At 61.3% G+C, this 13,124-nt stretch carries 12 protein-coding genes; 5 read left to right on the top strand and 7 right to left on the bottom strand.

Translation table 11 applies throughout. The features are described 5' to 3' along the window. Positions 1 to 73: 73 nt before the first annotated feature. The 3 genes from JK199_RS05145 to JK199_RS05135 all read left to right on the top strand — a co-directional run bounded on the left by JK199_RS05145 (position 74) and on the right by JK199_RS05135 (position 2,240). Positions 74 to 964, top strand: coding sequence for a hypothetical protein (locus JK199_RS05145; protein ID WP_212374277.1), 891 nt, complete (start codon positions 74 to 76; stop codon positions 962 to 964). A gap of 137 nt (positions 965 to 1,101) precedes the next feature. After that, positions 1,102 to 2,019, top strand: a complete 918-nt coding sequence (locus JK199_RS05140; protein WP_212374275.1) for an SPFH domain-containing protein — start codon at positions 1,102 to 1,104, stop codon at positions 2,017 to 2,019. After that, positions 2,016 to 2,240: a hypothetical protein gene (locus JK199_RS05135; protein ID WP_212374273.1), complete on the top strand. Its 225-nt coding sequence runs from the start codon at positions 2,016 to 2,018 to the stop codon at positions 2,238 to 2,240. Before JK199_RS05140 ends, JK199_RS05135 begins: the two co-directional genes overlap by 4 nt. 20 nt (positions 2,241 to 2,260) lie before the next feature. Here the strand turns inward: JK199_RS05135 and mfd are convergent, their stop codons facing one another. Together mfd and JK199_RS05125 are read right to left on the bottom strand one after the other, a co-directional pair. Further along, positions 2,261 to 5,740 (bottom strand): transcription-repair coupling factor, encoded by a 3,480-nt coding sequence (mfd, locus tag JK199_RS05130; RefSeq protein WP_212374271.1) that lies wholly within the window; start codon positions 5,738 to 5,740, stop codon positions 2,261 to 2,263. Further along, positions 5,737 to 6,060 carry an FAD assembly factor SdhE gene (locus JK199_RS05125; RefSeq protein ID WP_212374269.1) on the bottom strand — a complete coding sequence of 108 codons (324 nt, stop codon included), beginning with the start codon at positions 6,058 to 6,060 and terminating at the stop codon, positions 5,737 to 5,739. The genes mfd and JK199_RS05125 overlap by 4 nt, the downstream gene beginning before the upstream one ends. A gap of 68 nt (positions 6,061 to 6,128) precedes the next feature. On the opposite strand from JK199_RS05125, the gene recG reads away from it, so the two are divergent. Further along, a complete protein-coding gene (gene recG / locus JK199_RS05120; protein WP_212374682.1) occupies positions 6,129 to 8,273 on the top strand; it encodes an ATP-dependent DNA helicase RecG in 2,145 nt (714 codons plus the stop codon). A gap of 101 nt (positions 8,274 to 8,374) precedes the next feature. Here the strand turns inward: recG and JK199_RS05115 are convergent, their stop codons facing one another. From JK199_RS05115 to JK199_RS05095, 5 genes are all read right to left on the bottom strand, one after another. Continuing rightward, positions 8,375 to 8,986 carry a thiamine phosphate synthase gene (locus JK199_RS05115; protein WP_212374267.1) on the bottom strand — a complete coding sequence of 204 codons (612 nt, stop codon included), beginning with the start codon at positions 8,984 to 8,986 and terminating at the stop codon, positions 8,375 to 8,377. Next, the gene (locus JK199_RS05110; RefSeq protein ID WP_212374265.1) at positions 8,983 to 9,759 is read right to left on the bottom strand and encodes a thiazole synthase; all 777 of its coding nucleotides are present in this window, start codon (positions 9,757 to 9,759) and stop codon (positions 8,983 to 8,985) included. The genes JK199_RS05115 and JK199_RS05110 overlap by 4 nt, the downstream gene beginning before the upstream one ends. A gap of 6 nt (positions 9,760 to 9,765) precedes the next feature. Next, positions 9,766 to 9,963 carry a sulfur carrier protein ThiS gene (gene thiS, locus JK199_RS05105; RefSeq protein WP_025828820.1) on the bottom strand — a complete coding sequence of 66 codons (198 nt, stop codon included), beginning with the start codon at positions 9,961 to 9,963 and terminating at the stop codon, positions 9,766 to 9,768. Between the two features lie 65 nt (positions 9,964 to 10,028). Next, positions 10,029 to 11,024: an FAD-dependent oxidoreductase gene (locus JK199_RS05100; RefSeq protein ID WP_212374263.1), complete on the bottom strand. Its 996-nt coding sequence runs from the start codon at positions 11,022 to 11,024 to the stop codon at positions 10,029 to 10,031. 127 nt (positions 11,025 to 11,151) lie between these two features. Further along, the gene (locus JK199_RS05095; protein WP_212353623.1) at positions 11,152 to 11,628 is read right to left on the bottom strand and encodes a DUF3429 domain-containing protein; all 477 of its coding nucleotides are present in this window, start codon (positions 11,626 to 11,628) and stop codon (positions 11,152 to 11,154) included. A gap of 182 nt (positions 11,629 to 11,810) precedes the next feature. On the opposite strand from JK199_RS05095, the gene eno reads away from it, so the two are divergent. Further along, complete coding sequence (eno, locus tag JK199_RS05090; RefSeq protein WP_212374261.1) at positions 11,811 to 13,088, top strand: phosphopyruvate hydratase; 1,278 nt, start codon at positions 11,811 to 11,813, stop codon at positions 13,086 to 13,088. The last annotated feature ends 36 nt before the right edge of the window (positions 13,089 to 13,124 follow it).

Below are 13,124 nucleotides of genomic sequence, written 5' to 3'. Positions count from 1 at the left end.
CGGCACCCGCTTACGCCACCTTTACGATCAAATGAAACACAACACCATTCCTTCCCCCGCTGGTCTCATACTTATGAGCCTTGGTCTTTGCGCCGCCGTTGTGCCGCTCCGGACAACACAGGCCGCAACCCCTCCGGCCACCTGCGCCGTGATTACGCACGGTGCGACGCAGGACAGCGCGCATGGCGTGACGTATGAAAACGTGGTGGTGCACGCACCAGACGACAGCGGTGGCCTGACCGCCAGCAAAATGACGCTGACGGGCGGCACCGCCGAGGCTGCGCATGATCAGGCGGATGCCGCCTCGCTCCTGCTGATGTCCGCCATCACGGGGCGTCACAATACCGCGTGCTCGGACTGGCTGGCCCAGCAGGGGAAAATCGCCGCGGCGACTCTTAAAGCAGGCGGCGGGTATGACATTACATGGACCAATGCGGTCCTGACCCACGGCTCCAGCCGCGTGAACAGCAGCACAGCGCATTTCAAGGTCGATGGTAGCACATCGGCCCATACCAGTGCAGCCACGCTGGCCCTGTCCGGCATGAGCTTTCAGGGCATTAGCAATGAGGCCCTGCTCCCCTCTTCCGCCTCTGCTGCGTTCTCTCTCCCGGCGTCCGAGCTTCCTGCACTGATGGCTGCCATCGGGGGCCGGGCCTCGGCTGCCCCTGCGGTCCATGTCACCATTTCCAGCTTTGATGCGGTGCGGGACACCGTGCACCTCAAAGGCAACGGCACGGCCACCCTCACGGGTGACGTCAACGCCACCACGGCCTCCGGCCATCTGGAAATCAGCAATCTGGAAGCGCTGATTGAAAAAGCCCGTGATGCCAGACAGATGAAGCTGGCCGCCGGACTCGTGCTCGCCCGGCTGGTCAGCCACGCCCAGAACGATGTGAATGTGTGGAATACGGTCTGGCAGGGCGGCGTGCTGACAGTAAACGGGTTCCCGCTCCCTCTGCACTGAGCGTTACAAGCCAAACCGGAGGGGCAGGTTTTTCGGGATTTACGGGAATCCCTGCCCCCTTCCCTCTGAATGGCGTTGTTTGCCGGCCTATTTTTTTGATATCATTAATATATCAGAAAACAGGGAATGATCTGACAATGAGCACGACAGAAACCAGACCATGGGCGCTCTCCGGATTTGTCGGTGCGGGCGTTGTCCTCATCCTCGGTGCGGGAGGTCTGGTCTGCCAGCTTGCGGCCAGAGAGACGCCTGCTGGGGTCGCGGGCACAGTCCTGTTCTGGGGGGCCGCAGCCATCCTGCTGCGTGGGTTTGTAACCCTGCAACCCAATGAAGCCTCTGTACTGACATTCCTTGGAAAATATTCAGGAACCCTGAACCGGGATGGCTTCTGGTTCATTAACCCGTTTGCTCTGCGCAAGCGCGTCACGCTGCGGCTGGTCACGCAGGAGATTGGTCCGCTGAAAGTGAATGACGCCTCTGGCAATCCCGTCGAAATCGGCATGGTGCTGACATGGCGGGTGGAGCAGGCTGCCCGCGCGATCTTTGATGTGGAAAATTATTCCCGTTACGTGACGGCACAGGGAGAGACGGCCCTGCGCAGCCTCGCCAGCCGCTACCCCTATGATGAAGATGAATACGCACAGAGCCACGCCGCACGGCAGACAGAGCCGCTCCCCCTGCCAGAAGGCGGCGTTCTCTCGCTGCGTGATGGAGGAGACCGTCTGACGGCTATTCTCACCGCTGATCTGCGGGAACGGATGGCGCTGGCCGGGCTGGTTGTTCAGGACGCACGTCTGTCCCACCTTGCCTACGCCCCTGAGATTGCCGCAACAATGCTTCGCAAGCAGGCAGCAAGTGCCGTTATCGCCGCCCGCCGCACCATTACATCTGGCGCTGTCAATATTGTCGAGCAGGCGCTCAACGAACTTGAAGAGCGCCTTGACGGAGTACTGGACGCCGAGCGGAAAGCCGCCATGGTCTCTAATTTGCTGGTTGTTCTGGTCGGGGACAGAGACGTCACCCCTGTTGTCAACGCAGGCACGCTGTATTCGTGACGGAATACAACCGCAGGGGCAGACCGCGCGGACCGGAGAAAGCCGCCTTCGCGCTGCGGCTTGACCCTAAGTTACTGGCTGCCGTCCGCCGCTGCGCAGCCGCCGAGTTGCGCAGCGTGAATGCCCAGATTGAAGTCCTCCTCAAGGAAGCACTGGGCCGACGCGGCATTCCGCTTCACCCGGACCCGCACGCAGCCCCTGATGACGACGCCGCCGAATAAGCGGAAGGCGGAAAGCCGCCTCAGGCTGCCTCCGCCGCGACCTTCTTTGTCAGCTTAACCAGATCCCGCAGCACACGGCGGGCAAGGTCGATCCGCTGCGTGTTGGTCAGCTCCCGCACCACCGCCATTTTATGGTCTGGCCGCAGGCGGACAGCGCCATCTTTCCAGCGACCCATCCACTGCACCAGCCCCGCCGGGTTCCTGAAGCTGTTATTGCGGAATTGCAGCACCATGCCCTTGGGGCCGGCTTCCAGTCGCTCCACACCTGCGGCGCGGCAGAGGCGCTTGAGGTCTACAATATCGAGCAGGTTCTTTACCTCTGGTGGCAGCGTACCAAAGCGGTCCACCAGTTCGGCTTCCATAGCTTCCAGTTCTGCGTCTGACCCAAGGCCACTGATACGGCGATACAGCCCAAGCCGCACCGGCAGGTCCGGCACATAGGCGTCGGGGATCAGCACTGGCAGACCGACAATAATATTCGGCGTCCAGTCGCGATCTTCCGCCCGCCTGCGGCTGGTTTCATTCCGGAGGTCGGCCACCGCATCTTCCAGCATCTGCTGGTAGAGTTCGATCCCGACTTCCCGCACATGGCCGGACTGCTGGTCCCCCAGCAGGTTCCCGGCCCCGCGCAGATCCAGATCATGCGAGGCCAGCGTGAAGCCCGCACCCAGCGTATCCAGCGTCTGCATCACTTCCAGCCGCTTTTCGGAAGAGGCAGAAAGCGTATGTGTCTGCGGCCATGTCAGATAGGCGTAACCACGCTGCTTGCCGCGCCCCACACGCCCCCGGAGCTGATAAAGCTGCCCAAGGCCAAACATGTCGGCCCGGTGAATAATCAGCGTATTGACCGCGGGCATATCCAGCCCGCTTTCCACAATATTGGTGGAGAGCAGAATGTCATATTTGCCGTCCGAGAATTCCGTCATCACCCGCTCAAGGTCGGTTGGCGTCAGGCGGCCATGCGCCTGCACTACCTTGGCATCCGGCACGATGGTGCTCAGCCGCTCGGCCAGACGGTCCAGATCCTCGATGCGGGGTGCCACACAGAAAATCTGCCCACCCCGGAAGCGCTCACGCTGGATGGCCTCACGAATGACCACACTATCAAACGGCATGATAAAGGTGCGCACAGCCAGACGGTCAGTTGGCGGCGTGGCAATCAGGCTCATCTCACGTACGCCGGAAAGGGAGAGCTGCAATGTGCGCGGTAGCGGCGTGGCAGAGAGTGTGAGCACATGCACGTCCTCCCGCAGCGCCTTCAGCTTTTCCTTATGGCCCACACCAAAATGCTGTTCTTCATCAATAATCAGCAGGTCCAGCGAGGCAAACTGTACCGTCTTGGCCAGAAGCGCATGGGTGCCAATGACGATATTGACGGACCCATCCGCCAGCCCCTTGCGTACGGCGGTGGCTTCCTTCCCCGTCACCATACGGGACAACTGCGCCACCTTGATGGGGAAGCCCTCAAACCGTGCGGCAAAAGTCCGGTAATGCTGCCGCGCCAGAAGCGTGGTCGGCACCACAACGGCCACCTGCCCGCCAGACATGGCGGCCACAAAGGCGGCACGGAGCGCCACCTCGGTTTTCCCGAAGCCTACGTCCCCGCACACAAGCCGGTCCATCGGGCGGCCTGAACTCATATCATCCAGCACATCGGCAATGGCGCGGAACTGATCATCCGTTTCCACAAACGGGAAGCGGCCACAGAATTCATCCCACAGCCCCTCCGCCGGAGCCAGAACGGGGGCTTCCTTCAGGGCGCGGGCAGCAGCGGTGCGGATCAGCTCTCCGGCCATGTCCCGGATACGCTGCTTCATCTTGGCCTTGCGGCCCTGCCAGGCCACACCGCCAAGCTTGTCCAGCGGCACACCGGCCTGATCAGAGCCAAAGCGGCTCAGCAGTTCGATATTTTCAACCGGGAGATACAGCTTCTCCCCGCCGTCATAGAGCAGACGCAGGCAGTCATGCGGAGCAACGCCGACGCTGACTGTCTCCAGCCCGTCATACCGGCCAATCCCGTAATCCTGATGCACAACCAGATCGCCCGCGGAAATTTCCCCGGCTTCGGCAATCAGTTCATCCGCGCGGCGTCTGCGGCGCGGCGGGCGGCCAATACGTTCCCCCAGCAGATCCTGCTCGGACACAAAAGCCAGATCATCCGCCACAAAACCGCGTTCCAGCCCGAGCGTCAGCAGGGCGACGGAGCCGGGTTTGGCTTTGCTGGCAGAGGCCCAGTCCTCATAGCTCTGGGTGGCAACACCATGCTCCCGCAGCAATGTGCCAATGCGCTCCCGCGAGCCTTTGGTCCATGCGGTAACATAGGTTCTGCGCTTAACCTGCTCCCACTCCCGCACCTGGTCTCCCAGCAGGGTAAAAACCTGTTCACGCTGGGCACCGGGGACGATTTTGGCAAACATCTTGCCCGGCCGGCCGCCCACATCCATGCCAGCCGCACCATCGGGCTTGGCAAACGGACTAAAGGCCACAACCGGCATACGGCTGAGAATGGCCTCCCAGCCTTTGGAATCCAGATACAGCAGATGCGGCGGCAGAGCGCGGTAAGGTGTCTCCCCTTCCCGCGCGGGCTGACGGCGGGCCTGATAATGGTCGGCAATCATCTCCAGCCGGGTTCTGAAGACATCCTCAACCTGATAATCAAGCGAGACAGACACATCCGGCAGGTAGTCAAACAGCGTTTCCAGCTGCTCATGAAACAGTGGCAGCCAGTGCTCAATGCCCGGATAACGGCGGCCGTCAGAAATATGCTCATAAAGCGGATCAGCCGCCGCAGCCGGGCCAAAAACATCCCGCCAGCCTGTACGGAAACGGGAAATACTGGCGGCATCCAGCGAAAATTCTGAAACCGGGCGGAGCGTCAGCGCATCCTGTTTGGTAGTCGACCGCTGGGTGCCGGGGTCAAACGCCCGGATATTTTCAACTTCATCACCAAACAGATCCAGCCGGACCGGCTCGGCAGCGCCCGCCGGGAAGAGATCAAAAATCCCCCCGCGGGAGGCAAATTCACCGGCTTCCATCACCGTATCGGTACGGGTGTAGCCGTTGGCAACCAGCAGTTCGATCAGAAAAGCCTGATCAAGGCTTTCCCCCTGCTTTACCGTCAGAGACTGGCCTTCAAACGTGGAACGCGGAGAGACACGCTGCACCACGGCGCCAACCGTTGTCAGCACCAGACGCGGCCGCCCCCCGGAGGGTTCCAGCAGGCGGGTCAGCGTGGCAACGCGTTCCGCCACAATGGCCGGGTTGGGGGAAACACGGTCATACGGCAGGCAATCCCACGCCGGGAACCGCAGGGTTTCCACATCCGCCGCCACATAGGCCAGCATATCCGCCAGCCGGGCCGTTGCGGCATCATCCCGCGCAATATGCAGGACGGGGCCTTTATGTTCTCTGGCCCGTCTGGCCAGCAAAAGCGCATCATACCCTTCAGGCACGCCCCAGATGGGCGCAATACGGCCCTCAGCGCTCGTCTCTTCCGTCATCCGGTTATCCCAACTCCTTTGGCGCGGCACGCATCAACCATCCGGCGTAACATGGGCGTCTCCCGCTCCGGCGGCAATGGCAGGCGGCCAAACAGCCAGTCTGTCAGGTCCGGGTCCGGAATTTCCAGAATGGCTTCCATGTCCCCAAGCTCTGCCGCGTTCATGCTCGCGACGTTGTCTTCCACAAAGCCGCCAATCAGCGCATCTGTCTCAAACGTGCCGCGATGCGAGGCCCGAAACTGCAGGCGACGCCGCCGAAGAGCCAGAGCCTCTTCAGAATCGTGTTCGGGCGGAAGCGTGGTGGTTGAATTGTGTTGCATGGCGCTGGTGTCCTATAGCCTTGGCATTCTCTTCTGTCAGCCTGCCAACAGAGGCCTCTGTTACGCCAGTGTCCAGCCCCCCGCCTATCACATCCGCTTCGGCAGCCTCTCCGTTTGACCGCGCCTGCCTGTCCGGCCTGCTGGCTCCGCTGGAGACACTGCCGGGTGTCAGCACGGCACGGGCAAAGCTTCTAAGCCGGATTGCGGGCGGCACACGGGTACTGGACCTGCTGTTCTGCCTGCCGGAAAGCGTGGTGGACCGCAGGCTGCGCCCGACTCTGGCGCAACTCAGGCCGGAGACAATCGCAACCATTTCCGGCACCGTGCAGGATATCCGTCAACCAGCGCCCCGCACACGCCAGCCCTGGCGCGTAACGCTGACGGATGGCACCGGGCAGCTTGAACTCGCCTTTTTTTCCAAATGGCAGGCAGAAAAGGTCGTGCAGGGCGAATCCATTGTCGCCTCCGGCAAGGTCGAGCGGTTTGGGGAACGCCTGTGCATGACCTCCCCGGACTATCTCCTGCCCGCCCGCTCGGCAGACCGTATTCCCGGACTGGACCCTGTATGGCCACTGACGGCGGGCCTGTTTGCCGGGCATGTCCGGCAGGCCATGACGGCTGCCCTCGCCCGCCTGCCCGCCGCTCTGCCGGAATGGCACGAGGCAAAACTCATTGAGGAAAAAAACTGGCCGGATTTCCCAACGGCTCTGACATGGATGCACGCCCCCGACCGTATTCCGGACAGTGCCAGCGGAGACGCATGGCGGGCGCAGCAAACCCGCGCGCAGGCGCGTCTGGCCTGTGATGAACTTCTGGCAGACCAGCTTGCCACGCGGATTGCCCTGCAAGCCTCCCGCGCCCGCCCCGGCCGCAGCCTGAGGGGCGATGGCCACCTGCAACGGCAGGCACTGGCCGCGTTTGGCCACGCGCCAACCCCCGGCCAGAAAAAGGCTCTGGCTGAAATTGAAGCGGATATGGCCGCCCCCTACCGCATGAGCCGCCTGTTGCAGGGGGATGTGGGAGCCGGAAAAACGCTCGTTGCTCTGCTGGCCATGCTGCGGGCGGTGGAAGCCGGAACACAGGGGGCACTGATGGCACCCACGGAAATTCTGGCCCGCCAGCATGCCGCAACCTTTGCCCGGCTCTCCCCCGTGCCTGTGGCGTTTCTCTCCAGTTCAGTCAAAGGCAAGGCCCGTAAAAAAGCCTTGCTGGAGATTGAGGACGCCACAGCAAAGCTGGTCATCGGCACGCATGCGCTGGTGCAGGAGACTGTAAAGTTCGCGGACCTCGGGCTGGCGGTGATTGATGAACAGCACCGCTTTGGCGTGGAGCAGCGTCTGGCGCTGGTGGAAAAAGGACCGGCCACGGACATGCTGGTCATGACGGCAACCCCCATCCCCCGCACCCTGCTGATTACCCGTTTTGGCGATATGCAGATCAGCCGTCTGGACGGCAAACCGGCTGGCCGCAAACCGGTCCGCACCTCTCTGCACACCATCAGCATGATGGATGAGGTCATTGACGGGCTGGCGCGGGCGCTGAGCAAAGGTGCCCAGATTTTCTGGGTCTGTCCGCTGGTCTCAGAAAGTGAGGCTCTGGACATTGCGGCGGCAGAAGCCCGGCAGGCAGCCCTTCTGGAACGGTTTGGCGAGATTGTCGGGCTGGCGCACGGGCGGCAGGACGCCAACATGCGCGAAGAAGCTCTTCAGGAGTTTGCACAGGGCAAAACCCGAATTCTGGTCGCAACGACTGTCATTGAAGTGGGCGTGGATGTGCCCACCGCGACCATCATGGTCATAGAACATGCCGAGCGCTTCGGGCTGGCGCAGCTCCACCAGCTCCGCGGGCGTGTGGGCCGTGGGTCCGCTGCGTCCTACTGCCTCATGCTGCATGATGAAGGTCTGGGCCTGACAGCCCGCCGCAGGCTGACCTGCCTGCGCGAGACGGAAGACGGCTTTCTGATCGCCGATGAAGACTTCCGCCTGCGCGGCGGAGGCGACATGACGGGCCGCCGCCAGTCCGGCCTGCCTGAATACCGGATGGCCCCGGAAATTCTGGTCGATATACTGCTGGAAACGGCGCACGCGGAAGCAGAAAAACTTCTGCCCGAGACCACTCAGCCAGATGCCGCCCCCTCCCTGCCGCTATCCGCCAGAGTTCTCCTGCTTCTGTTCAACAAAACTGATGCCGCCCGTATTTTTTCTGGTGGCTGACCGGAGCGGCACAGGATGAATGTGGCCACGAACAGCAGAAGCAAAACACCCCGGAGTCACGCTAACAAGGCTATTCCCCTCAGAAACTGCCAATACGCAGGTCAGGCCCGGCGGTCGGCCTCCGCCAGCCAGGCTTTGACCTGCCCTTCCGGGTCCGCATGCTGCGTGAAATCAGACACAGCGGCCACGCTATCCGCCCCGGCATCCAGACAGGGGCGCAGGCGCTCAAGCGTAATCCCGCCAATGGCAACCAAAGGCAGATCGCCAATCAGGGCTTTCCATTCTGTCAGGCGCTCTGTGCCCTGCGGGCCAAACGGCATTTTTTTCAGCCGTGTCGGCCAGATGGGGCCAAGGGCTACGTAATCCGGCTTGCAGGCCAGTGCGCGGGTCAGTTCTTCATGGCTGTGGGTGCTGAGACCAAGCCGGATACCCGCCTTGCGAATAGCCTCAAGGTCCGCTGTATCCAGATCTTCCTGCCCCAGATGCAGGTAATCAATCCCCTCAGCGATAGCGATCTGCCAGTAATCATTAAGCACCAGACAGACACCGTGCTTTTTTGCAAAGGCATGGGCTGCGCGAATTTCCGCTAACAGATCCTCCGGGGAGCGGTCTTTGACGCGAAGCTGGATAAAACGTGCTCCAGCACCGCCCAGCCGATCCACCCAGAGCGCGGTATCAACAACAGGATAAATTTTCTGCGGGAGAGAGGTCATGCCAGCAGAGCCTTTCCGGCAACGGGGGTTGAAGGAACAGCCATATCACGCTCTTCCATAGGGTCAGCCGTGCGGGCCAGAACGCCCGCCTGCACAGCAAAACGAAAGGCCTCAGCCATCAGCGAAGGGTCACCGGCCTTGGCCACAGCGGTATTAATCAGCACAGCGTCATACCCCAGTTCCAGCGCCTGCGCCGCGTGGGAGGGCACGCCAATGCCCGCATCCACCACCAGCGGCACATCTGGGAAATGCGCCCGCATGGCCCGCAGGCCAAACACATTGTTCAGCCCCTTGCCGGACCCGATCGGCGCGCCCCACGGCATCAGCACTTCACACCCCACGGCAAGAAGGCGCTCGGCCACCACCAGATCTTCCGTGGTATAGGGGAAGACTTTAAAGCCGTCTTCCGTCAGCACGCGGGCGGCTTCCACCAGCCCGAACACATCAGGCTGAAGCGTATCCAGCTCCCCGATCACTTCCAGCTTGATCCAGTCCGTGCCGAACACTTCACGCGCCATATGGGCCGTCGTGACGGCCTCCTTAACCGTATGGCACCCGGCCGTGTTGGGCAGAACCGGCACACCCAGTTCCTGAATAAGCCCCCAGAACGCCTGCCCGGCCCGCTCTCCGGCAGATTCGCGCCGCAGAGAAACCGTGACCACACCCGGCCGGGCTGCCCTGACGGCATCGCGCAGGATATCGGGAGAGGGATATTGCGCCGTGCCGAGCATGAGCGGCGAGGACAATTCCGTGCCGTAGAAAGATTTGGTCATAGGGTCTTACCCTCCCTGCATGGGGGCAACAATTTCTATCCGCGCCCCATCCCGCAGGACAGTTCTGGCCCGGTAGGGCACCGGCACAAAACTACCATCCATGGCTGTGGCAACCCGTGCCCCGCCGTAGCCGAGTTCATCAATCAGAGCCGCCAGAGTTTTGGCTGAGACCTCATGAGCTTCATCATTGACCACGATCTGCATATGGGTGTTCCCCTTCAAACTCCGCTGCCGGACTAACGCACGTTCCCCCTGTGGAGCAACCGCGTTCAGCCTGCCGTAACCGATGCCTCAAAAATCATGTCCGCCGCCTCCCGCGCCCGCGCGGGGGAGAGCAGAAATCCGTGCCGGTACATCCCGTTGATATAAATATGCCGCCCGTCCCGCACCACGGCTGGCATGTTATCGGGGTAAGACGGACGCAACCCGGTGCCCATTTCCAGAATTTCTGCTTCCGCAAACCCCGGATGCAACGTCCAGACAGCATTCAGCAATTCCGTCATGGAGCGCACGGTCATACCGCCCGCGTTCTCGCTCTCAATCATGGTCGCCCCGACCATAAAGACATGGTCAGCCCGCGGCACAATATAAATGGGAATACGCGGATGCAGCATCCGCACCGGCCTGTGCAGCACAACATCCGGGCACCGCAGCAGGAGCATTTCCCCCCGCACGCCGCGTAAAGGGGCATGCAGGGCGGAGACGGTGTTGCCGACGGTCAGCCCCGTGCAATCCACAATCCAGTCAAATGCCCCCTCATCAGGAGCGTGTGCGCCGTCCAGCACAACCGTGCCGCCCAGAGCCTCCAGCGTCCGGCCGAGTGCCAGCAAAGCCTTGCGCGGGTCCACGTGCCCTTCATCCGCAAAAAACAGCGCTTTATGGAAACGGCCAGCCAGATCCGGCTCAAGAGACGCAATTTCTTCAGTGCCGATCGTCTGAAAATGTGATGTACGCCGCCCGAACCGGGCAATCTCCCCCACATCCCTCGGGGGAGCCAGCACCAGACTCCCTGCCCGCACCACGTCGGGCACATGCGCGGCCCACCAGTCCGCGGAATCGACGGATTGCGCTGTCACCTCTGGGGGAGCTGACTCGGCCTCACACCAGGGGGCCAGCATGCCTCCCGCCATCCATGATGCCCCGGCCCCGATCCGCCCTCCGGACTCGTAAAGCGTGACCTGCGCGCCGCGCTCGGCCAGCGTGACAGACGCCGTCATACCGGCAACACCGGCACCTTTGACCAGAATGCGCGGAGTGCTGTGCATGCTCATCCAATCCTTCCATGTCCACCCGACCGTTCCATCCGGGCTTTCATGTTATAACAAAAGAACGGAGCGAGACTAAAGACCTGTATCATCAAACTCTTGTTCCCGCCCTCTTCACACCCTCTGCCTAGAAGAGCCGCGCGACAAGCACCACCAGCAGGCAACATTCCGTAATCGCCGTGACAATCCAGCGCAGCCCCATATAGCCGCTTGGCAAAGCGCCCGTGCGCCAGCCCTGCCGTTCCAGCAACGCCAGCAGCGGCACCGCCACCGCGAGAATCGCAACGCCTGCCACAGGCATCCACGCAAAAGCCGTGTAAGCGGCAACCCAGCCCACAAAAGCCGGCACCACGCCCAGCACAAGGCGGGTGATATCCGTCCGGTCCGCCCGGCTCGTCACAATGACGGGCGCAGGCTCCAGCGCCAGCCCCCAGTGCACTGCCCCGAAAAAGGCCAGAGACACGGCACAGTAGGAAACAAACGCCATCATCAGATTAGGGATGGGCACGCCGGATGAAAAAAATACGATCCCGCACGCGCAGAGAATCAGGGGGATAAGCCCCGCTATTGCCAGCACCACAGCCACAAACGGTAGTCTCTTCATGAGCCTCGGGCGTGCCTCCTCTGCACGGTTTCAGGTCGTCAACTGGTTGACAGAAAAGCCCAAGAGGCTGCCACTAGCAACTACAGGGAAACGCGCGCCGCCGCGTTTCGTTGAAGCAAGAAGAAAAACAACGCATCTGGGCCAGCCCAGGTCGCCTGAGCCTGAAACGGGAATGAGAAATTATGAGTGCCATTGTCGATATCATCGCGCGTGAAATTCTGGACAGCCGCGGAAACCCGACAGTTGAGGTGGATGTGGAACTGGCCTCAGGCGCTAAAGGCCGAGCTGCTGTCCCCTCAGGTGCATCCACCGGCGCGCATGAAGCCGTTGAACTGCGTGACAAGGACCCCAAACGCTTTGGCGGCAAGGGTGTTCTTCAGGCCATTGAAAACATTGAAAACGAAATTCTGCCGACTCTTCAGGGCGCCGAATCTTCCGATCAGATTGATATCGACAATGCGATGATTGATCTGGACGGCACCCCCAACAAGAGCCGCATGGGTGCGAATGCGATTCTCGGCGTTTCTCTGGCCGTTGCCAAAGCCACGGCGGCTGAACTTGAAATCCCGCTTTATCGCTATGTTGGCGGTGTCTTTGCCCACACCCTGCCCGTCCCGATGATGAATATCGTCAATGGTGGCGAACATGCCGATAACCCGATTGATATTCAGGAATTCATGATTCAGCCGGTCGGCGCGCCGACGGAATCCGATGCCATTCGCTGGGGTGCAGAAATTTTCACGCATCTGAAAAAGGCGCTTCAGGCTGCGGGCCATAACACCAATGTCGGGGATGAAGGTGGCTTTGCCCCGGCCCTGAAATCGGCTGATGAAGCTCTGGGCTTTATTACCCGCGCCGTGGAAGCCGCAGGCTACCGCCCGGGTGAAGATGTGACGTTTGCGCTGGACTGCGCCTCCACCGAGTTCTTCCGTGATGGCAAATACATCATGAAGGGCGAAGGCAAGACCTTCGATTCCGGCGATATGGTCAGCTGGCTGGCTGATCTGACCCGCCGTTACCCCATTGCCTCCATTGAGGACGGTCTGGCGGAAGACGACTGGGAAGGCTGGGCTCTCCTGACGGAAACACTTGGCAAAAAAGTGCAGCTCGTTGGGGATGATCTGTTCGTGACCAACCCTGAGCGCCTGCGTCGTGGCATCAAGGCTGGTGTCGGCAACTCCATTCTGGTGAAGGTCAACCAGATCGGCACGCTGACGGAAACGCTGGAAGCGATCGAGGTCGCCCATAAAGCAGGCTACACAGCCGTTATGAGCCATCGCTCCGGTGAGACGGAAGACTCCATCATCGCGGATCTGGCCGTGGCGACCAATTGCGGTCAGATCAAAACCGGCTCTCTCTCCCGGTCTGACAGAACCGCAAAATACAACCAGCTTATCCGGATTGAGCAGGAACTGGCGACCGCAGCACAGTATGCTGGCCGCTCCATCCTGAAAGCCTGAGTAAGGCACCTTTTTTAAGGGTCGAACCCGTTGAAA

It is taken from the genome of Acetobacter persici, from assembly GCF_018256955.1.
Taxonomy (GTDB): Bacteria; Pseudomonadota; Alphaproteobacteria; order Acetobacterales; family Acetobacteraceae; genus Acetobacter; species Acetobacter persici.
The sequence above is the reverse complement of the archived record's forward strand: the minus strand, read 5'-3'. Positions and strand labels throughout refer to the sequence as shown.